The sequence below is a fragment of the Asaia sp. VD9 genome (genome assembly GCF_037150015.1).
In the GTDB taxonomy this organism is placed as follows: Bacteria; Pseudomonadota; Alphaproteobacteria; order Acetobacterales; family Acetobacteraceae; genus Asaia.
Genome location: NZ_JBBCQM010000010.1, coordinates 1 through 20,374, shown reverse-complemented (window position 1 = coordinate 20,374; position 20,374 = coordinate 1). Strand labels below are relative to the sequence as shown.

Here is a 20,374-nt window from a genome sequence, read left to right as displayed (position 1 = left end):
CCGGAGCAGGACATTTGAATCGGTGCCTGCTGGAGCCTTGCTCCTCACGCAGGATAGACCGAGATGACCTTGCCGCTTATGCCGAAAGCCACCGCAGTATGGCTGATCGACAAAACCGCCCTCACCTTTACGCAGATTGCCGAATTTTGTGGCATGCATCCTCTTGAAGTGCAGGCCATTGCCGATGGTGAGGTGGCTGCGGGCATCAATGGCTACGATCCGGTCAAAAACAATCAGCTGACGCAGGAACAGATCACGCGCTGCGAGGGCAATGCCGATCTGCGTCTCAAGCTCTCGGCCAAGGCAAATCCGGTAGCGCGCCGCGCCAAGGGAGCCCGCTACACGCCTATCGCACGCCGTAATGACCGGCCCGACGCGATTGCCTTCGTGCTTCGTCAGTTTCCGCAGCTTTCGGAACTGCAGATCATCAAGCTTCTGGGTACCACCAAGGACACTATCGCCAAGGTGCGCGACCGCCAGCATTGGAACAGCGCCAACATCAAGCCCCGCGATCCCGTCATTCTCGGGCTTTGCAGCCAGACCGACCTGAACGCCGCCGTGCAGGCCGCTAATGAGCGTCTGGCCCGTGAAGGCCACACGGTGCCGGTTGTCGCGGAAATGTCAGACTTTGACGACGGTCAGGACTAAGAAGAGATGGCACCGGCGAACGACCCTGTTGTAAGATTTACGGGTCAGAGCCTGACAGTCTAGCGGAAAGAAACCGATGCTTGTTGATGTTGACCATGAAGTCATGCTCCGCCGTCTGCATGAGCTCCGCAGCGAGCATCGCGATCTCGACACGGTAATCGACCGCCTGGTGCAGCACCCTCTCAATCAGTTGCAGCTGCAGCGTCTCAAGAAGCGGAAACTCCTCCTCAAGGACGAGATCAACTTCATCGAGAACCGCCTTATACCGGATGATATTGCCTGAATGAGCGAAGAACTCGATCTCTACCGTCAGACGACGGATGCGGCTCAGACCCCGCGTATCGGCATCATCATGGGAAGCCAGTCGGACTGGAGCACCATGAGTTTCGCCGCCGAGAAGCTTGCTGAGCTCGATATCAGTTTCGAGACGCGCATCGTCTCGGCCCATCGCACGCCCGATCGTCTGGCCGAATATGCACGATCCGCCCGTGGGCGTGGCTTGCAGGTGATCATCGCCGGCGCGGGGGGAGCGGCTCACCTGCCAGGCATGGTTTCAGCCTGGACCACATTGCCCGTTCTGGGCGTCCCTGTGGAATCCCATGCGCTTAAGGGAATGGATTCCCTTCTTTCCATCGTTCAGATGCCCGGTGGCGTACCGGTTGGAACGCTGGCCATCGGCAAGGCAGGGGCGATCAATGCGGCCCTTCTCGCTGCCTCGATCCTCTCTCTTCAGGATGAGGGCGTCCGGGCACGGCTTGATACATGGCGCGCCATGCAGACGGCTTCGGTAGCCGACACGCCGGAATCATGAGCCTGACGACCCTCGCCCCCGGGGCGACTATCGGGATCATTGGCGGCGGGCAGCTCGGGCGCATGTCCGCCATGGCGGCGGCGCGGCTCGGCTATCATGTGCATGTTCTGAGTGCCGAGCCAGATCCTCCGGCGCAGGATACCGCTCATCGGGTCACGATCGGCGCCTATGACGATGAAGCGGTGCTTCGCGCCTTTGCTCAGAGCGTTTCAGCCATCACCTTCGAGTTCGAGAACATCTCGGCATCTGGGCTCGACCTTCTTGCCTCTCTCTGTCCAGTGCATCCCGCGGGCAGCATTCTCGCTATCAGCCAGGATCGTATTCTGGAAAAGAGCTTTCTGGGTGATCACGACATCCCTGTCGCAGACTGGGTATCCGTGCCGGATCGCGATGCCCTGCCCGAGGCTGTGGCATCCCTCGGATTTCCCTTCATCCTGAAGACGACGCGTTTCGGTTATGACGGCAAGGGCCAGTTCCGTATTGCAGATCAGGAAGCCATCGACGCCCTGGCCGCCCATCTGCCATATCCGCTGATCGCCGAGGGTTTTGTCGATTTCGAACGCGAGCTCAGCGTTATGGTGGCGCGAAATGAGGCAGGAGAAATACGCTGCTTCAGCACGACGGAAAACCAGCATCGCGACGGAATTCTGGATTACAGCCTCGCCCCCGCCCGTATCCCTGTCGCCCTCGCGGAAGAAGCGCAACGCCTGGCAGCCCATATCGCCACCACAATCGGCCTTGTCGGGATAATGGGGGTCGAGATGTTCGTGTCTGCGCGTGGCGCCTTGCTCGTCAACGAGATCGCCCCCCGACCGCATAATTCAGGTCACTGGACCATGGATGCCTGTCTGATCGATCAGTTCGAGATGCATATCCGTGCAGTTGCCGGGCTGCCCCTGCCCGATCCCTTCCGCCATAGCGATGCCGCCATGAAAAATCTTATTGGTTTTGAGGGCGTGGGGCTGTGCGACGCCGTCCTGGCGCAGCCGGGTCTGGCGCTACATCTCTACGGCAAGCACGAAACCCGAGCGGGCAGGAAAATGGGCCATGTCAATGCGCTTTTCCCCCTTGGTGCCTTGCCAGGCCCCTATGGTATTGCCGCGCGCTTCGATCAGGCATTGAAACCAGCTCTAGAGATCGCGCAGGAGCCGTAGATCGCGAAAGCTCACATAAGCGCCATTGCCGATAATGAAATGATCGGCAATCCGTACCTCTATGAGGGCTGCAGCGCGCTGTGCATCCAGCGTCATGGCGATATCGGCCTCCGAGGGAGTCGGGTCGCCGCTTGGATGATTATGGACGAGTATGATGCTTCTGGCCCCAAGCTCCATCGCTCTGCGTGCAACCTCACGCGGATAAACGGGTGTGTGATTGACCGTTCCGCGTGTTTGAGCCTCATCGGCCAGGAGCCGATTGCGCTCATCCAGAAAGAGAATGCGGAACTGCTCGACAGGCTCCCTCGCGAGCCGCGAGACGAGGTAATCGACCATGAGCTTGCGATTGGTAAAGATGTCATCACGGCCCATACGGGCCCGGCTGAGCCGGATTGCGGCCTCCTGAACCAGACGTATGGCGACGCGTATCTGCGGGCCGATATGCAGGATGCCATTCAGGGCCCGGTCTTCTGTGGCGAAGATGGCGGCAAGGGATCCGAAGCGGATCAGGAACGCGTCCACAAGAATCTGCGCATCCTCACCGATCACACCAAGCGATTCGGCAAAAAGGCGCAGCAGCACCTCGTCGGAGAGGACCTGACCCTGCCCTGCGATCAGTGCGCGCGGGGGAATTTCGACCCAGTTCGGGGCGGCGGGATCGGAATCGCGCGCGCCGGTGGCGACATCCTGCTTACCTGATCCTGAGATATCATTTACTTCTTTCAACGGCGCCCCGCCACTTTATACCGGGATAGTTATGTCAGAATTCGACGCATATACGAGTGATCATGCCATTTTATTTGACCTCGATGGCACGATTATCGACTCCCGTATCGGGATCATCTCGACCTTGCACCAGGTCATCGCTGCTCTTGGACACGCGCCGGATGTCTCGATCGACCTGACATGGGTGGTGGGCCCGCCTCTGGCCGAGTTGATGGCTGAGGTCATCGGCGCCTATGGCGATGACCGCGTGACCCTTGCCGTCTCTCTCTATCGTCGTTTCTATGACGAAACCGGCCGTTTCCAGACGCCCGTGTTTCCGCATATGGCAGAGCTGCTCAAAACGCTGGCTCGATCTCCCATCCGCCTTTTCACGGCCACGTCCAAGCCTGCGAGCCTCGCACGCGAGATCCTGGCAACTCACGGGCTCGTCTCCTGCTTTGATCGTATCCATGGTGCGGCGGATGACGATAGTGGCGGTGAAAAGCCGGAAATGGTGGCGCGGATCATCGCGCAAGAGGGGCTGCAGGCGCATCGTACCCTGATGATCGGCGATCGGCGGTTCGACATCTCTGGAGCGCATGCCAATCGCCTGAGAGGCATCGGGGTGCTCTGGGGCTATGGCGGAGAAAAGGAACTGACTGAAGCAGGGGCGGACATACTGGTACCGGGTCCTGAGGATCTGGGCGGGGCGATCATCAGTCAGTTTGCGGCGCTCGCACGACACTGACCCGCCACGCCCTGTCGCACGCCTCGCTTCAAAACAGACCCTTCTGTTTGAGGCTGAGCGGTGTGCGCCGCTCGCTGACGACAACGACGTCGTGCAGCCTCATCGAAAGCGCGGCTGTCTCCCCGTCCAGACGGCGCGCAAACAACCTCAGCGGAGAGGTCGCAGCGTTGAAGCTCGACAGGGTTTTCTGGATGCCAATCAGGGCTACGGCCTGCAAGGCGAGGGCCCGCCTGAAGATCGGTGCAGTTGTCGTGAAATCATCAACCGGCTCGTCAGCCAGAAGCCGGTTGCGGTTGTCGAGATAAAGCAGACGAAACTGCTCCGGCACGGCACTGGTCATCGCTGCTGATAGATAGGAACAGAGCTGGTCCCAACTGCCGAGTATCGGGCGCAGCCGTTCCTCAGCAAGCGCCAGACGCTCCGCCACAACGGGTGGAAATTTCAGCAAAAGCATCGCCTGGTCGTTTATGCCAACGGCCCGTAATTCTGGCCCGGGCGCCCCAAACACCGCTGCAAGCGAGCCAAACCGGTGCAGCAGCGCCTTGGCCAGAGGCTTCGTATCCCGTCTGGGGATGCTGTAATAAAGCAGCATCTCCAGCACTTCATAATCGGCCAATGCTTCCGCCCCGTTACTCAGCACGCGATGGCGCATACGCATCCGGTGCCCCTGCGGCCCGGTCCCGCGCAGCAGGTTCTTTCCATCGGTTGGAAATGAGGGTTTGGCCATGAGGCCATTACATTCTATATCGGGCGGGTGACGCAATCCCTGATCTCACCCTCCTCCCCCGAGTATCTCGACCGGCTGAACCCGGAGCAGCGTGAAGCCATCGAGACCACCGAAGGGCCGCTTCTGATCCTGGCCGGCGCCGGCACGGGCAAGACCCGTGTGCTGACCACACGCTTTGCTCATATCCTGCTTGAAGGACGCGCCCGGCCCTATCAGATCCTGGCCGTGACCTTTACCAACAAGGCGGCGCGTGAGATGCGCGAGCGTGTGGGTGCCCTGCTTGGGGAGACGGCTGACGGGCTATGGCTCGGTACCTTCCATGCTTTATGCGCGCGCATGCTGCGTCGTCACGCTGAGTATGTGGGGTTGACCACGGGATTCACCATTCTCGATACGGACGACCAGATCAGGCTGACACGGCAGATCATGGAGCCCTATCACGTTGACACCAAGCGCTGGCCCCCTCAGGCCCTGCTCGGCATTTTCCAGCGCTGGAAGGACAGAGGTCTTACCCCGGAGCAGGTGACGGCGGCCGAGGACACAGAGTTCGCCGGTGGTCAGGCGCGCAAGCTGTATGCCGCCTATCAGGACCGGCTCAAGGCCGTGAATGCCTGTGACTTTGGCGATCTGATGCTGCACACGCTCGAGATCCTCCGGACACAGCCCGATGTACTGACCCAGTATCACCGGCTCTTTCGCTATATCCTGGTCGATGAGTATCAGGACACGAACACCATCCAGTATCTCTGGCTCCGCCTTCTCGCCAAGCGCGATCATGGCCCGTCCAATATCGCCTGCGTGGGTGATGACGACCAGTCGATCTATTCCTGGCGCGGCGCCGAGATCGAGAACATCCTGCGCTTCGAGAAGGACTTCCCGGGTGCAAAGGTCGTGCGTCTGGAGCGTAATTACCGTTCGACAGCTCAGATCCTCGCTGCAGCTTCAGGGCTGATCGCTCATAATTCCGGCCGGCTGGGCAAGACATTGCGTCCGGGTCGTGAAGATGCCCAGGGTGAGAAAGTCCAGATCATCAGTGTCTGGGACTCAGACGAGGAGGCCCGACTGACCGCAGGGGCAATCGAAAGACTGCGCAGCGACGGTCACCCCTTGTCCCAGATTGCGATCCTGATGCGCGCCGGGTTTCAGACCCGCCCGTTTGAAGAACGTTTCCTGACGCTCGGCCTGCCCTATCGCGTGGTCGGTGGATTGCGCTTTTACGAACGCGCCGAGATACGGGATGCCATGGCCTATATGCGGGTTCTGGCGCAGCCCGCAGATGACCTCGCTTTCGAGCGGATCATCAATGTACCCAAGCGCGGCGTCGGCGCGGCCGGGCTTCAGAAACTGCATCATGAGGCGCGCCTCCTCAACGCACCTTTGAGCGCTGGCGTATCCCACGCGCTGGAAACGGGCCAGGTCAAAGGCAAGGGCCGCGAGGCTCTGGCCGGATTGATGGAGGCTTTCGAGCGAGCGCGTACGACGCGCGAAAGCGAAGGTCATGTGGTCGCGACCGAGCAATTGCTCGAAGAAAGCGGCTATCTGCAGATGTGGCGTGACGACAAGACGCCTGAGGCGCCGGGACGCCTGGACAATATCAAGGAGCTGCTTCGCGCCATTGGCGATTTCGGCACGCTCGAAGGCTTTCTGGAGCACGTCGCTCTGGTGACAGAAACCGAGGATCAGGCCAGCTCGGACACGGTCAGCCTCATGACCCTTCATGGTGCCAAAGGCCTGGAATTCGATACGGTGTTCCTGCCCGGCTGGGAGGAGGGCGTCTTCCCTTCCCAGCGCAGCCTCGATGAGGGAGGGCTCAAAAGCCTCGAGGAAGAGCGCCGCCTTGCCTATGTCGGTATTACCCGCGCGCGCAAACGCGCTGTGATTCTTCATGCGGCGCGCCGTCGCATCTATGCGAACTGGCAGGACTCCATGCCCAGCCGCTTCATCGATGAAATTCCTGCCGAAACCGTGGAGCATAGCGGCCAGGCGATGCAGGAACGTCGGCAGCTCGCCGCGCAGAATGCCTCACTCTTCGCCACCGGCCCCGTTTCGAGCACGCGCGCTGGCAGCATGGCGGGACCCCGCCCCGGCTATTCGGGCGGCTATACGCGACCAACGCCGCGTGTCACGGATGTTCTGCCCGATGCCTCACACGGAATTGGTCCGGGAGCCCGCGTTTTTCATCAGAAGTTCGGCTATGGCACCGTGCTGGCCGTCGAATCCGACAGGCTGCACATCAACTTTGAAAAAGCAGGTGAAAAACGCATCATGGCGCATTTTGTGGAACAGGTCTCGTGAGTGCATCCAGACGACATGCCTCGGCGCTCGAAACCATTTCCGTCACCGTTGCGGATGAGGCGGTGCCGCTTTTCGAGCAGGCCTTCCTGACCGTCTGTACGACTGTCGGCATTTTCGAGGCCAATGAGGATCAGAACATCTGGCGCGTTGAAGGCGTCAAGGATGTCGGTCACGCCGAGGATGAACTCGCCCGCGCCCTGACCCTTGCCCGCCTGATGACAGGCGTCGATGCCGAGCTCATTCGCGAGCGTACGGAAGCCGAAGGCTGGCTGGCTCGAACCTACGAGGCCTTTCCCCAGCAGGATGTGGGGCGTCGCTTTGCCATTCGTGGCACGCATCTTGCCCCCAGCCACAAGCGCGATCGCCTGACGATCACGCTCAATGCCGGGATCGCCTTCGGGTCGGGAGAGCATGGTTCCACACGAGGCTGCCTTCGCGCGCTCGAAGACATTGCGTGGCGCAAGCCTGCGCGTATTCTCGATATGGGGTGTGGTTCCGGGATCCTGGCGATGGCGGCCGCCATGCTCTTTCACAAGCCTATTCTGGCTGTGGATATCGAGCCCTGGTCGGTTCGGGTCGCCGCGAGCAATGCAAGGCTCAATGGGATCGGCCCACTGATCGATGCCCGCCTTGGCAATGGCTGGCTGACACCCGAGGTGCGTGCGAAGGCGCCCTATGACCTTGTCTTTGCCAATATCCTGGCACGCCCGCTCTGCAAGATGGCGAAATCGCTGGGCACCCATCTGGCGCCCGGTGGCACGGTCATTCTGGCCGGATTGCTCACGACACAGGCACGCATGGTCATGGCCGCTCACAGGCGGCAGGGCCTTGTGCTCGAAAAGCAGTATTATGAGGGCGAGTGGTCCACGCTCGTCTTGCGCCGCCGTGATTGAGCTGCGTGCCGCCACCGAGGCCGATCTGCCTGCCATCCTGCGGATCACCAATGAGGCGATAGCGACCTCTGAGGCCATCTGGGCGACCTCACCGAGGACGCTGGATGAGCGTCGCCAATGGATGAGCGAACGTCAGGCTGCCGGATTTCCGGTGACCGTCGCGGTCAATGGTGAGACCGTCCTCGGCTTTGCCTCTTACGGTCCTTTCCGTGCCTATGAGGGCTATGCGAAAACCGTTGAGCATTCGATCTACGTCTCGCCCGATGCCCAGCGTCGTGGCATTGGAAGGCTCCTGCTCGATGCGATGGTCACGCATGCCGAGAAGGCAGGGATGCACGTCCTTGTCGGGGCCATCACGGCCAGTAACGCTGCCTCCATTGCCCTGCACCGGGCGGCAGGTTTTGGCGAAAGCACGCCTCTGCCCCAGATGGGCCGGAAATTCGGACGCTGGCTCGACCTCATCTTCATGTACCGGCTTTTCGACACCCCGTGACAAGCGGGACGCACTGAGAAAGATCAAGCGATGAGCATCATCCCCCTCGCCAAACGTCAGGCACTTGTGCGACAGGAGCTTGATTCCAGCCAAGTGGATGGGTTCCTCCTGCCGCGTGGTGACGAGTTTCTGGGCGAATATGTTGCCCCTTATGCCGAGCGCCTGGCCTGGCTCACCGGTTTCACCGGCAGCGCAGGCATGGCGATCCTGCTTCGTGACAAGGCCGCCGTGTTCTCAGATGGCCGCTATACCAGCCAGCTGCGCGATCAGGTCGATTCCGCGCAATGGTCCCTGCTGCACCTCATCAAGGAGCCTCCCGCAACCTGGCTGACGGAAAATGCACAGGGTCTGAGGATCGGCTACGACCCCAGACTCGTCGGTGAAGCGCAGCTCAACGCCTTGACCTCAACGGCCTATGAGTTTGTACCCCTCGAGCACAATCCGATCGATGCTGTCTGGGTCGACCAGCCCGCGCCACCCGAGACGGAGATGCGCTACCAAGACGAGGCCTTCAGTGGTGAAGGCAGTCTGTCGAAGCGACGCAAGATAGGCGGCGCCCTGCGCAAGGCAGGTCAGGAGGCGATGCTCGTCTGCGATCCGACTTCCCTGGCCTGGCTGCTCAATATCCGCGGCGACGATGTCCCGCACACACCGGTCATTCTGGCTTTCGGCATCCTGCATCATGATGCCTCGCTGGAAGTCTTCATTGACATCACGCGGGTCAGCCCTGACGCGGCCATTTCGTTTCGCAACGTCTCGGTCCTTCCGCCCCATGAATTGCCGGACCGTCTGGCTGCCCTTTCCGGACAGGTAGTGCGTTTCGACCCGGCCCAAACAGGGCTCTGGTTCATCCAGAAACTTTCCGATGCGGGCGCAACGCTCGTACGGGGGGCCGATCTCTGCGCCCTGCCCCGCGCCTGCAAGAACCCCGTCGAGCAGGAGGGCGCACGCAAGGTCCATCTAACCGACTCAGCGTCTCTTTGCCGGTTCCTGCGTTTTGTGTCCGAAAATGGCACGGGGCTGCGCGAGACCGAGCTCGCCGAGATCCTCGACGGATATCGCGGGGCGGCGCCCGGTTATCATGGCGAGAGCTTCCCGGCGATCTCCGCTGTCGGGCCCAACGCCGCCCTTCCCCATTATCGTGCCCTGCCCGACGCTGATCGCGTCCTCGAGCCCAATCAGGTCTATCTGATCGATAGTGGTGGGCAATATGACGCCGGGACGACCGACGTCACCCGCACCCTCTGGAACGGACCGGACGCACCGCCTGACGAGCTCTGCGAGGCGTTTACGCGTGTTCTCAAGGGCAATATAGCGCTTGCAAGGGCGCGTTTCCCTGAAGGGACGACCGGTCATCGTCTCGACTCCCTGGCGCGCTACGCCCTGTGGCAGGCCGGGCTCGATTACGACCATGGCACGGGTCATGGCATTGGCAGCTATCTGTCGGTGCATGAAGGACCGCAGAACATCAGTTCCGTCGCGCGGCCCATCGCACTCGAGGCAGGAATGATCCTGTCTGACGAGCCCGGGTACTACCTGCCCGGGGCCTATGGAATCAGGCTGGAAAACCTGCTTTTGGTCAAACCGGCCACCATTGAATCCCGCACGCCGTTTCTGGAGTTCGAGGTCCTCGGCTACGCGCCATTCGACCGCACGCTGATCATGGCATCGTTACTGGAACCCGACGAGCTGCGCTGGCTCAATGCCTATCATCAGGATACGTTCACGCGCATCGGGCCGCTTCTGGACGACAAGGACCGGAGCTGGCTTGCACAAGCCTGTGCCCCGATTGCGCACTGACACCCGTTCACGAACTGACAAAGGAATGACCAATGGCTGATCACATGATCCCCGCGACCCTTATCGAAGGCGACGGTATCGGCCCCGAGATCACGGCATCGGTTGTCGAGATTCTGGCGAAAGTCGGTGCGCCCTTCGCATGGGACCACCAGTCGGGCGGCTTGGGCGCGATCGAGAAATTCGGGGCGCCCCTCCCGCAGCCCACACTTGACAGCATTCGCAAGACCGGCCTGGCCCTCAAGGGCCCGCTCACCACGCCCGTGGGTGCAGGGTTCAAATCCGTCAATGTAACGATGCGCCAGGAATTCGGTCTCTATGCCAATCTGCGCCCCACGCGCACCGTGGTGCCGGGTGGCCGCTTCGACAAGGTCGATCTGGTGGTGGTGCGCGAGAACATCGAGGGCCTGTATGCCGCGATGGAGCATTACCTGCCCGTCGGCGATGATCCGAAGGGCCTGGCCTATGGTGCCGGGTTCAACTCGCGCAGCGAATGCGCACGTATCGTGCGCTTTGCCTTTGAGTACGCCGTTGCCAATGGCCGCAAAAAGGTCACGCTGGTTCACAAGGCCAACATCCTGAAGATCTTCAGTGGCATCTTCCTTGAGGAAGGGCGCAAGGTCGCGAAGGAATACGAGGGTCGCGTTGCCTGTGACGAGCGTATTGTTGATGCCTGCGCCATGCAGCTCGTGACCGATCCCTGGCAGTATGATGTGATCGTCACCACCAACCTGTTCGGCGACATCCTGTCCGATCTCACGGCCGGACTTGTCGGTGGACTCGGCATGGCCCCCGGTGCCAATATCGGTCCCGATGCCGCGATTTTCGAAGCCGTGCATGGCTCGGCTCCGGATATCGCAGGCAAGGGGGTTGCCAACCCGCTGGCCATGCTGATGGCCGCGAGCATGATGCTGGCCCATGTTGGACGTCAGGATCTGTCAACACGTGTGGATAATGCGATCGACCGTGTGATCCGCGTGGATGGCGTACGCACCCGTGACCTAGGGGGCGAAACAGGCACGGCCGAGCTGACTCGGGCCCTGCTCACCGCACTTTGATCAGAATAGGCAGGGGACGCTTCGAAAAGCTTTCCTGCCTGGATTCTCACAGAAAGACATGAGAGGAGGCACGAGCTTCCTCCGGTCGCCCTTGACTGCCCCTCTCTCGCCTCCCTGCCGGTGTTTACGGCCCCAGCTCCGCCAGAGCGTTTACTCTTCCTTTTGCTATCCGCTATCGCGTCGTTGGATCATCAGCGCCTAAACAATGAGGGAGCCTCGCAGCGCATATGAGTATCATGAAGGGGCATAACGTCTTGGCATGTCATGCAGGCATTTGCTTCACCCTGATTCTCATACTACCCAACGCGCTGCCCGGGGCGTTCGCCGCCCCACGCACGGCACAGATCAAGCCCGCGTCCGGATCAACGGCCTCTTCGCCATACAGCTACGTGCCAACTGAGACGATCGACGTCCATGGGCGGTCTGGCTGGACGCCGGCGCCCCTCCCTTTGGAGAGGACTGCACCCGAGCGCGACCCTTCTGCACATCTGATGCTCCCTTACGTTGGGACTATCAATATCTCGACCGGCGACAGTGAGGGTCATGATCCGAATACGGGCACGAGTCTTGAGCCATTTGGCGAGGCCTATGAAAACAGCAGCCCGGTATCCCATGGTTTAGCCCTGCCGGGACAGCTCGGCCCTAACGCGCATCTATGACGAGCTCTTGGCCGCACGAGCCGGATTTCCTGACCCTTTGCGCCCCCCCCGGTCACTCCTCGGACCGTCGACAGTCCTCGGATCGAGCCGAGCTACACCATGGCCCTGGACTGCTCCCGGGCGTATTCGACCAAGCAAGCAAAGCTCCAGTGGGGTCAGACCTCAGGGCGAGAGCGGCCAAGGATGCCTAGCCACGAGCCCCGCCGGGCCTCATTGGGCATTGGAACATCTCCCTCTTCGCCGCCCTTGGTTCGCGTGATTTGAAGACGCGGGGAGAAGCGACCCGAAATACGTCGGCAGTCCCCTCCTGACTCCCGCCCCGGTGCGACAAGAAGCATGGGCGCCGGAGCCATCGGTTGAATGTTCAAAGCCGCCTCAGGTGGGCCTGGCATCTCGTGCGTTTTCACCCTGCGCCGCTCTCCGAGAACGTGGTCACGATGGTCTGGCCTTCAGCACGGTCGGGCCAGGCCAAAGAATAAACAATACCTGCGTTGTCTGTTTTTTCATTCATATTGAGAATTATATTTGATCTGTGACAAATACAGATTGACCTTCCGATCGAGTTTTATTGATCATTCGAGATTCTGTCCTTTCCACTTTTCCCACGTTTATGCTGCATACTCGTCGGTGCCGTCCTGTCGGCTTTAGGACGGGAAACCTGCTGCTCCATTGGGAAGAAACGACATCATGGCACACACGGCTCTCGCTGATCATACCGACAGCTTTTTCATACCCTGCGTCACCCTCATCGGGCCTGGCTGCGCCCGGCAGGCTGGCGATCGCGCGAAGGCGCTAGGGGCCAGAAAAGCCCTCATCGTCACGGATGCCGGGCTGAAGAAAATGGGCGTGGCGGACATCATTTCCGGCTATCTGCTGGAAGATGGACTTCAGACGGTAATCTTCGATGGGGCCGAGCCGAACCCTACGGACGTGAATGTCCATGACGGGGTCAAGATCTATCAGGATAACGGCTGCGACTTTATCGTCTCGCTCGGTGGTGGTTCAGCCCATGATTGTGCCAAAGGTATCGGTCTCGTCACGGCCGGTGGGGGCAATATCCGGGATTACGAAGGTGTCGACAAATCCCGGGTTCCTATGACACCGTTGATCGCAATCAATACGACAGCAGGAACCGCGTCCGAAATGACCCGGTTCTGTATCATCACCAACTCGAAAACCCATGTCAAAATGGCGATCGTAGACTGGCGCTGCACCCCGCTCATCGCCATTGATGATCCGAGCCTCATGGTTGCCATGCCTCCGGCCCTCACGGCGGCGACCGGAATGGATGCCCTCACCCACGCAATAGAAGCCTATGTCTCGACGGCTGCAACCCCCATCACGGACGCTTGCGCCGAGAAGGCGATCACCCTTATCGCTGAGTTTCTCCCCAAGGCTGTCGGACATGGGGAGAACATGGAGGCACGTGTTGCCATGTGCTACGCGCAGTATCTCGCTGGCATGGCGTTCAATAACGCCTCTCTCGGCTATGTGCATGCCATGGCGCATCAACTCGGCGGGTTCTATAACCTCCCCCATGGTGTGTGTAATGCCGTACTTTTGCCCCATGTCTGCCGGTTCAATCTGATCGCAGCGGCGGACCGCTACGCCCGCGTCGCGCGACTGCTTGGGGTGCCCACAGAGCTCATGAGCCGCGACGAGGCAGCAGAAGCCGCGATCGATGCCATCGTCCTCATGGCGCGCTCGGTCGGCATTCCTGCAGGGCTGACGCAGCTCGGGGTCAAGGCAGAGGACCACAAACTCATGGCGGAAAATGCGCAGAAGGATGCCTGCATGCTGACCAACCCTCGCAAGGCGACCCTCGCCCAGGTGATCGGCGTTTTTGAAGCTGCGATGTAACGAGACGGCGCCCCCGATGACCTGATCACGGGGGCGCCACTCTCAACGGTCGTGCGACATGAATCCGGCATTTTTACAAAGAATAATGGGGCCTTTCCGGAGCCGCGCCGAGAGATAGCGTGGCGGAGCCCTTCTAGAGGAGGAAGCAGCCTGGCCTCTGATGCATGTGCTGGGGCCGCCTCCACGGCGGGCGTGGATCACCTCACCAGCGACCTACCGCTACTGAGCATTGCGCTCTACCAAACGCCGTGCCTCCATGCATCGCATCCGGTATAGAAAATCAGTCAGGCACGCCAACACCGGGTGCAGAAATGCGCCCTCCATGGCCTAGCGCTCTTTCACGTGACAAAGACGATATAGTGTGGGGCACACAATGCCACCGAAGGCAGAGGGGGCTCAGACGCATATCTTGAGCTGAAACGTTGTTATCCCCGAGTAATCTCGAGGCGTGAAGGCCTGTATCTGGTGCAGCAGAGCGCCTGTTTGCGGACAAAGGCTTGGAACGCGCTTCAGCCAGTAAGCGCGCCCTGTATTCGCAGATGATACGCCGCATCGCTCACGAGGCCATCACCCCCGTGCAGCCCGGTAATAGCCCGAAGCGACACGCTCGGTTTCTGCCGCAGCAACAGCGTGCCAATGGGCGCGCTTTTGCATTCGTGCATCCGCGCTCAGCTTGGGCAGATACAACTTGCCTTCGGGCAAGGTATCACGCGCCTCGCCGAGACTGCCCCAGAGAGTACCGTCGCTCCCCGCGAGAAACGCCGCGCCGCGCAATGTCGCACGCGCCGAGCTCGGGCGGTGACGTACCGGAATGCCGCCCAGATCTGCCTGAAGCTGCAGTAAGGGCGCGCAGCTTGACAGTCCTCCTCCGACAATCAGTTCACGAACGGGCACCTCCGCTACCGAGGCGCTTGCATCGGCGCAGGAGACCGCCTCATGCGCGATACCCTCCAGAATTGCTCGAGCCATGTGGCGTCGGTCATGGGCCATGGACAGCCCGGAAACACTCCCTCTGGCTTCCGTACAGGGTTGTGGCACCCTGATGCCGGTCAGCGAGGGCATGAAGAGGAGCCCCTGCGAGTCCTCGATTGTCGAGGCCAGATCTCCCACCTCACGTGCGTTGCGGAACCAGCCCATCTGCTCGCAACTCCAGCTCAAGGCAGAGCCCGTCGTGGCCGCAAAGGTCTCAACGGCATAGGTCGAGCGATGGCGCTGACGCCAGGCGATGAGGCTGAATGTGCTCTCATGGCGCCCCGTGTTTTCGGGCAAACGCTCCCCTGTCACGAGATCGACAAATGACCCCGTGCCGTGAAGGCACATGGCTTGTCCGGCATCGAGACACCCCAGCCCGATCATTCCACCATGCTGATCCCCGCAGCACGCCTTGATAGGCACGCGTATCCCAAGCGTCCTAGCGCTCGTATGACCGAAATCGTCGCTCTCCTGCATGACGCGTGGAAGAAGTTCCGGGGGGAATCCCTGAGCGACGATCCATTTCATGAAATAGCTGTTCCGCCGCAAGTCGAACGCTCCCCCTGCGGCTGCATTCGTGGCGGTGGTTGCCAGAATTCTCTCTTCCGAGAGATGCCAGAGCAGCCATGAGTCAACGGTCCCGAAAGCCAGGCTACCCTCCCGATACGCCTCGATCACGGCAGGGGTCTCGCGTATATGCTGCGCCGCCCAGTAATAGAGGGCATAGCCGGCTACCGGACGCCCCACGGTCTCGAAAAGCTCCCGGTCCCAGAGATGCTCGAGCGTCGCCAGACGCTCGGCATAGCGCGTATCCTGCCAGACGAGAGAGGGAACGAGCGCCTCGCCAGTCCTGGTACTCCAAAGCACCCCGGTGGCCCGTTGGTTCGCAAGAGCAAGACTGATGATTTCGATTCCGTTCTCCTGTGCCTCGGCGATTGTCCGGTGACAAACGGCCAGGGTCTTGCGCAGGACGAGATTTGCGTCCTGCTCGACAATGCCGTGGGAGGGAGTTTCGACGGAAAGCGGCTCGTAGAATAGCGCTGTCACAAGCCCATCCGCCCCAACGAGAGCCGAACGCGTTCCGGATGTCCCTTCATCAATCGCCAGGATTGCCCTTCTGGTCTTGTTCAGCATCTTCCACACCCAGACGTGGTAGTCGACGGAATTTGACGGGCATATAACGGAAGCATTGTCAGTACACTCCTAGCATGTGGGCAATCTTCCTTTGGTAGACGCACGCAGAATCTCAAGTCGTTTCTGCGCGGACCATACATCATGATATTTTCATTATTCTATACTCATCGGGTTACATTGCCGTGATTGGCATCACATCTCTGGATGCAGAAAAGTCCTCGTCTGGTCGATCTCCATGGAACCGAAACTATTGCCCCGGGTTTCGCCCTTGCCTTTCAAGGATGGACAATGCCCGACACGCCGCTCTCTGCGCCCGAAGCACTCGCCCTTGCCGCACAATTGCGCGAAACGAACGCGTCGGCTCTCGCGCTGCGAGAGGCCCTGCAACGGCGTCAGAAGCCATGGGGCGCAGTACCCATAAAAGCGCGCCTCAAGGTTCTTCGTAGATTTCGTCGGCGCCTCTGGAGGGTCATTCCCGAACTGCTCCGCCTTATCCCCGATCATGCCCCGGCGGATGTGATGACGGCGGAGATCCTCCCTCTCATCGCAGCCATCCGTTTTCTCGAAAGGAAGGCAGTGGGGCTGCTCAAGGAAAAAAGCCTCTCTCCCTTCGGCAGGCCGTTCTGGCTGAGCGGTCTAGACACGCGCGTCAGGCGGCGTCCCCTAGGCGCCGTTCTGATTATCGCTCCGGGTAATTACCCCCTGATGCTCCCTGGCATCCAGGTGGTTCAGGCTTTGGCTGCGGGTAATGCGGTGGCATTGAAGCCCGCTCCCGGGCGCACGGCGCTCCTGGCACGATTTGTGCTCCTCCTCGAGGAGGTCGGGCTTCCTCATGGCGTGCTCAAACTCATCCCCGAAGAGGACGGCCCATCCGCCAGTGCAGCGGGCTATGATCTGATTATCCTTACCGGTTCAGAAGCCACCGGTCGCGAAGTGGCGCGCGCTGCGGCAGAGACAGCCACTCCAACGATCATGGAGCTTTCCGGTGCCGATCCGGTTTTTGTCCTGCCATGCGCCGATCTGGCGCTGGTCGCGCGGGCATTGCATTTCGGTCTCACGCTCAAACAGGGGGCCACCTGCATTGCTCCCAGGCGCGTCTTTGTCGACGCGACCCATAAGCCGGTATTGTTCGCCCTGCTGCGCCACTTGCTTGACAAGGCACCGATCCGCTCCTCGTCGAGCGGGGCAGTCGACGCGCTGGTTGGTCGCGCACTGCAGATGGGCGCGCCAGTCTCGCGTGAAGGGGGGGCTACGATCCTGTCCTTGACATCGGACCAGGCGTCCCTGGCCGATCAGGACGTCTTCGCCCCTTGGTTGGCACTCATCACCGTGCGGGACATGGCGGAGGCGCTCACCCTCGAGCGGGGGTCGCGCCATGTGCTCGGCGCCAGCATATTCGGCAGTCGACGAGACGCCTGGCGGCTCGCTCGGCAGATCGGAGCTGGCACCATCACAGTCAATGACCTGATCGTGCCGAGTGCCGATCCACGATTGAGCTTTGGTGGCAGCAAATGCAGCGGACATGGTGTAACCCGCGGGCGAGAGGGTCTGCTAGCCATGACCCGCCCTGTATCCGTTTCCACTCGGCGGTGGAACGCGCTCCATCTTACGGCGCGCATCCGTGTTCTCCATGCGCGTTTTAACTCGCGTTAACGTGAAACCAGATGGATCACGGTCCGTTAACGGCAGGAAACAGGATGCGTGATCGTCCCATCAATATTCTGATGTCGGAATGATTTGGAAACGATCAAGCTTCCGGTTGCCTCAACCTCAGGCCAATATTCCGGGCCGTCTGTGCGTCGCAAGGATCAATGCCAAATGGCTCCTCTATCCGGTACGGCGTCTCTGCTCACCGACCCTACTCTCGCTTCGAAGCAGATCGCCGTGGTAGGCGCAGGTCCGGGCGGGCTGGCTTCCGCGATGCTTCTCGCCCATGCCGGCGCGCATGTCACGGTCTACGAGAAAGGCAACCGCATCGGAGGGCGATCTTCCTGCATCGAGATGGACGGGTTCAGGTTCGACACAGGCCCAACCTTTTTCCTGTATCCTGAGATAATTCGTCAGATCTTCACACGTTGCGGGTTTGATCTGGACAAGATGGTACAGCTCAAACGCCTCGATCACCTCTACGATCTGGTTTTTGAGGGCGGTCCGTCACTTTCCCTGACTACGGACCCAGCCCAGATGGAAGCGGAGATCGCGAAGATCTCTCCCGATGACGCGCGGCATGTTCGACGGTTCCTGCAAGACAACAAAGGAAAGTTCGAACGCTTCATTGCCCCGTTGCAACGCCCGTTCAATTCATGGCGCGACCTGTTGCGCCCGGACATGATGCGCGCCTTGCCGGTTCTCTCTCCTTTCTCCTCGATCGACAAAGACCTTTCCCGCTACTTCAAGGACCCGAGAACACGCCTCGCCTTCTCTTTCCAGAGCAAGTATCTGGGCATGTCGCCTTATCGCTGCCCTTCCCTCTTCACGATCCTGAGCTTCATGGAGCATGAATTCGGTATCTTCCATCCTGTTGGAGGAACCGAGGCCGTGATGGAGGCCATGGCCACGGCTGCGCGCGCCATGGGGGTCACCATTCGTCTCAGCGCTGGCGTAGATGAGATCGTGACGCGTGACGGTAGGGCTGTAGCGGTGGAAACGGCGAGCGGCAGCCACCCCGTGGATGCGGTGGTGGTCAATGGGGACTTCGCACGGACCATCCAGAAGCTCCTACCCAACGAGAAACGGCGGAAATGGAGCAACGCGACGCTCGCCAGTAAAAAATATTCCTGCTCGACTTTCATGATGTATCTCGGCCTGCGCGGTACGATGCCCGAGCACGCCCACCACACGATCTTCCTGTCCAGCGACTACGAAAACAATTTCGCCCAGATCGAGGAAGGCAAGCAGCTCTCGGAGCGCGCCTCTCTCTACGTGCAGAATGCGTGCGTGACCGATAGCGGCCAGGCCCCGGAGGGGTGTACCGCCCTTTACGTGCTCATGCCTGTCGGGAACCTGCGCGAGGGCGGCTTTGAGTGGGATGAGGCGGCGACGAAGCGGGCCCGGAAGATTGTGTTCAATCGTCTGCGCGATGCGGGCTTCGGTGAGATCGAGGACCGTATCATGGTCGAGAAAGTCATCACCCCGCATGACTGGCAGGAAAACCATGACGTTCATCGCGGCGCTGTGTTCAATCTCGCTCATTCGCTCGGGCAGATGCTGCATCGGCGCCCGCATAACCGGTTCGAGGATGTCGAGGGCGTGTATCTGGCGGGCGGCGGAACGCATCCCGGAAGCGGACTGCCCGTCATCTTCGAGGGCGCGCGTATCAGTGCTGATCTCATGATCAAGGACCTCGCACGCGCGCCTTCCCCCGTTACGGATCTTCCGACGCCGGGACTGCAGCTCATGCCTGAATGCTCACGCCTCTAACCGGCGATCCTGGGACAAGAACGATGAAACCGAAGAACGAGAACGCACCGATTGTCATTATCGGCGCGGGCCTGGGTGGGCTTGCGGCAGCCTGCACGCTCAGTGCTCGTGGCCACCGCGTGGTCGTGTGTGAAGCCAATGAGTGGACTGGCGGCAAGGCTGCGGAATGGGCTCAAGAGGGGTTCCGTTTCGATATGGGGCCGACCATTCTGACATTGCCCTCCGTCCTGCGCCGGATCATGGGCGAAAGCGGCTCGAGACTTGAAGATCGGCTCGACTTGCGGCGTCTGGACCCACAATGGCGCTGCTTTTTCGATGACGGTCGCGCGCTCGATCTCGTCGAGGACGTGGCAACCATGGCGGCCGAGCTGGAGCGTCGCGCGCCTGGCGACGGTAGGGGCTATGAAGACCTTATGGCCATGAGCGAGAAACTGCACGAGGTTTCGCGCCGGTTCGTGTTCTGGAAATCGGTGGGCGGTCTGCGTGATACGCTGGATATCAGTGCGACCCTCTCGCCCGAAACCATGCGCGACGTGCTGGCTTTGCGTATGCATTCCACATTGGGAAGGGAGATACGCAAACGTATTCGCAATCCCCAGGCCGTGCAGGTTTTTGACCATTTTACGCAGTATGTCGGTTCAAACCCCCTCCAGGCCCCGGCGGTTCTGACCGGCATCGCCCATATGCAGGTCGATGAAGGAATCTGGTACCCGATCGGGGGCACACGCGCTGTGCCGGTCGCGTTACGGAAGCTGGCGGAGGAGAACGGGGTCGTATTCCGCACGGGCGCGCGGGTCACGCGCATCCTGCATGACGCCAAATCGGTCCATGGTGTGCAGTTGGCCTCGGGCGAAACCCTTGAGGCCTCGGCCATTGTGTCCTCTGTGGATGGCTCCCGTGTTGCAAGAGAAAAATGACACACTGACGTTGATCAGGAGCAGTCTTCTGTCCGGCCTGTTTGCGCAGTCGGTTTTGGACTGCTGGCCCTGATGGGTTCCGC

At 60.6% G+C, this 20,374-nt stretch carries 17 protein-coding genes; 14 read left to right on the top strand and 3 right to left on the bottom strand.

What is annotated here, in order from left to right:
* Positions 1 to 63 precede the first annotated feature (63 nt).
* From WFJ47_RS12280 to WFJ47_RS12265, 4 genes are all read left to right on the top strand, one after another.
* The gene (locus WFJ47_RS12280) at positions 64 to 648 is read left to right on the top strand and encodes a DUF1013 domain-containing protein (protein ID WP_127102112.1); all 585 of its coding nucleotides are present in this window, start codon (positions 64 to 66) and stop codon (positions 646 to 648) included.
* A gap of 76 nt (positions 649 to 724) precedes the next feature.
* A complete protein-coding gene (locus WFJ47_RS12275; RefSeq protein WP_127102111.1) occupies positions 725 to 931 on the top strand; it encodes a DUF465 domain-containing protein in 207 nt (68 codons plus the stop codon).
* On the top strand, positions 932 to 1,459 hold the full coding sequence (gene purE / locus WFJ47_RS12270; RefSeq protein ID WP_336763344.1) for a 5-(carboxyamino)imidazole ribonucleotide mutase: 528 nt from the start codon (positions 932 to 934) through the stop codon (positions 1,457 to 1,459). It abuts the gene before it with no gap.
* Positions 1,456 to 2,613, top strand: coding sequence for a 5-(carboxyamino)imidazole ribonucleotide synthase (locus tag WFJ47_RS12265; protein ID WP_336763343.1), 1,158 nt, complete (start codon positions 1,456 to 1,458; stop codon positions 2,611 to 2,613). Before purE ends, WFJ47_RS12265 begins: the two co-directional genes overlap by 4 nt.
* On the opposite strand, the gene WFJ47_RS12260 is transcribed toward WFJ47_RS12265, so the two are convergent.
* Complete coding sequence (locus tag WFJ47_RS12260) at positions 2,590 to 3,339, bottom strand: DNA repair protein RadC (RefSeq protein ID WP_336763342.1); 750 nt, start codon at positions 3,337 to 3,339, stop codon at positions 2,590 to 2,592. The two genes, WFJ47_RS12265 and WFJ47_RS12260, sit on opposite strands and share 24 nt — an antisense overlap.
* Positions 3,340 to 3,370: 31 nt before the next feature.
* On the opposite strand from WFJ47_RS12260, the gene WFJ47_RS12255 reads away from it, so the two are divergent.
* Positions 3,371 to 4,066 carry an HAD hydrolase-like protein gene (locus tag WFJ47_RS12255; RefSeq protein ID WP_336763341.1) on the top strand — a complete coding sequence of 232 codons (696 nt, stop codon included), beginning with the start codon at positions 3,371 to 3,373 and terminating at the stop codon, positions 4,064 to 4,066.
* A 28-nt stretch (positions 4,067 to 4,094) separates the two neighbouring features.
* Here the strand turns inward: WFJ47_RS12255 and WFJ47_RS12250 are convergent, their stop codons facing one another.
* Positions 4,095 to 4,793 (bottom strand): JAB domain-containing protein, encoded by a 699-nt coding sequence (locus WFJ47_RS12250; protein WP_336763340.1) that lies wholly within the window; start codon positions 4,791 to 4,793, stop codon positions 4,095 to 4,097.
* 27 nt (positions 4,794 to 4,820) lie between these two features.
* Between WFJ47_RS12250 and WFJ47_RS12245 the strand changes: the two genes are divergently transcribed.
* From WFJ47_RS12245 to WFJ47_RS12220, 6 genes are all read left to right on the top strand, one after another.
* Positions 4,821 to 7,088 carry a UvrD-helicase domain-containing protein gene (locus tag WFJ47_RS12245; protein WP_336763339.1) on the top strand — a complete coding sequence of 756 codons (2,268 nt, stop codon included), beginning with the start codon at positions 4,821 to 4,823 and terminating at the stop codon, positions 7,086 to 7,088.
* Positions 7,085 to 7,981, top strand: a complete 897-nt coding sequence (locus WFJ47_RS12240) for a 50S ribosomal protein L11 methyltransferase (protein ID WP_336763338.1) — start codon at positions 7,085 to 7,087, stop codon at positions 7,979 to 7,981. The genes WFJ47_RS12245 and WFJ47_RS12240 overlap by 4 nt, the downstream gene beginning before the upstream one ends.
* Positions 7,974 to 8,474, top strand: a complete 501-nt coding sequence (locus WFJ47_RS12235) for an N-acetyltransferase family protein (protein WP_336763336.1) — start codon at positions 7,974 to 7,976, stop codon at positions 8,472 to 8,474. Before WFJ47_RS12240 ends, WFJ47_RS12235 begins: the two co-directional genes overlap by 8 nt.
* Positions 8,475 to 8,504: 30 nt before the next feature.
* Entirely contained in the window at positions 8,505 to 10,274 is a 1,770-nt protein-coding gene (locus WFJ47_RS12230) for an aminopeptidase P family protein (protein ID WP_336763335.1), read from the top strand.
* A 32-nt stretch (positions 10,275 to 10,306) separates the two neighbouring features.
* Complete coding sequence (locus WFJ47_RS12225) at positions 10,307 to 11,329, top strand: isocitrate/isopropylmalate dehydrogenase family protein (RefSeq protein WP_127102102.1); 1,023 nt, start codon at positions 10,307 to 10,309, stop codon at positions 11,327 to 11,329.
* A gap of 1,346 nt (positions 11,330 to 12,675) precedes the next feature.
* Entirely contained in the window at positions 12,676 to 13,848 is a 1,173-nt protein-coding gene (locus tag WFJ47_RS12220; protein WP_336763334.1) for an iron-containing alcohol dehydrogenase, read from the top strand.
* Positions 13,849 to 14,415: 567 nt separating this feature from the next.
* On the opposite strand, the gene WFJ47_RS12215 is transcribed toward WFJ47_RS12220, so the two are convergent.
* Positions 14,416 to 15,954, bottom strand: coding sequence for an FGGY family carbohydrate kinase (locus WFJ47_RS12215; protein ID WP_127102100.1), 1,539 nt, complete (start codon positions 15,952 to 15,954; stop codon positions 14,416 to 14,418).
* A gap of 204 nt (positions 15,955 to 16,158) precedes the next feature.
* Between WFJ47_RS12215 and WFJ47_RS12210 the strand changes: the two genes are divergently transcribed.
* From WFJ47_RS12210 to WFJ47_RS12200, 3 genes are all read left to right on the top strand, one after another.
* Positions 16,159 to 17,607, top strand: coding sequence for an aldehyde dehydrogenase family protein (locus tag WFJ47_RS12210; RefSeq protein ID WP_336763333.1), 1,449 nt, complete (start codon positions 16,159 to 16,161; stop codon positions 17,605 to 17,607).
* 165 nt (positions 17,608 to 17,772) lie between these two features.
* Positions 17,773 to 19,374 (top strand): phytoene desaturase family protein, encoded by a 1,602-nt coding sequence (locus WFJ47_RS12205; protein WP_336763332.1) that lies wholly within the window; start codon positions 17,773 to 17,775, stop codon positions 19,372 to 19,374.
* 23 nt (positions 19,375 to 19,397) lie between these two features.
* Positions 19,398 to 20,291 carry an FAD-dependent oxidoreductase gene (locus WFJ47_RS12200; protein ID WP_336763331.1) on the top strand — a complete coding sequence of 298 codons (894 nt, stop codon included), beginning with the start codon at positions 19,398 to 19,400 and terminating at the stop codon, positions 20,289 to 20,291.
* Positions 20,292 to 20,374 lie beyond the last annotated feature (83 nt).

Bases quoted from the DNA above. Each gene is read 5' to 3' on its own strand.
- purE (WP_336763344.1), top strand. From the start codon at position 932: ATGAGCGAAGAACTCGATCTCTACCGTCAGACGACGGATGCGGCTCAG.
- WFJ47_RS12220 (WP_336763334.1), top strand. From the start codon at position 12,676: ATGGCACACACGGCTCTCGCTGATCATACCGACAGCTTTTTCATACCC.
- WFJ47_RS12280 (WP_127102112.1), top strand. From the start codon at position 64: ATGACCTTGCCGCTTATGCCGAAAGCCACCGCAGTATGGCTGATCGAC.
- WFJ47_RS12265 (WP_336763343.1), top strand. From the start codon at position 1,456: ATGAGCCTGACGACCCTCGCCCCCGGGGCGACTATCGGGATCATTGGC.
- WFJ47_RS12205 (WP_336763332.1), top strand. From the start codon at position 17,773: ATGGCTCCTCTATCCGGTACGGCGTCTCTGCTCACCGACCCTACTCTC.
- WFJ47_RS12225 (WP_127102102.1), top strand. From the start codon at position 10,307: ATGGCTGATCACATGATCCCCGCGACCCTTATCGAAGGCGACGGTATC.
- WFJ47_RS12200 (WP_336763331.1), top strand. From the start codon at position 19,398: ATGAAACCGAAGAACGAGAACGCACCGATTGTCATTATCGGCGCGGGC.
- WFJ47_RS12250 (WP_336763340.1), bottom strand. From the start codon at position 4,793: ATGGCCAAACCCTCATTTCCAACCGATGGAAAGAACCTGCTGCGCGGG.
- WFJ47_RS12230 (WP_336763335.1), top strand. From the start codon at position 8,505: ATGAGCATCATCCCCCTCGCCAAACGTCAGGCACTTGTGCGACAGGAG.
- WFJ47_RS12275 (WP_127102111.1), top strand. From the start codon at position 725: ATGCTTGTTGATGTTGACCATGAAGTCATGCTCCGCCGTCTGCATGAG.
- WFJ47_RS12255 (WP_336763341.1), top strand. From the start codon at position 3,371: ATGTCAGAATTCGACGCATATACGAGTGATCATGCCATTTTATTTGAC.
- WFJ47_RS12215 (WP_127102100.1), bottom strand. From the start codon at position 15,954: ATGCTGAACAAGACCAGAAGGGCAATCCTGGCGATTGATGAAGGGACA.
- WFJ47_RS12210 (WP_336763333.1), top strand. From the start codon at position 16,159: ATGCAGAAAAGTCCTCGTCTGGTCGATCTCCATGGAACCGAAACTATT.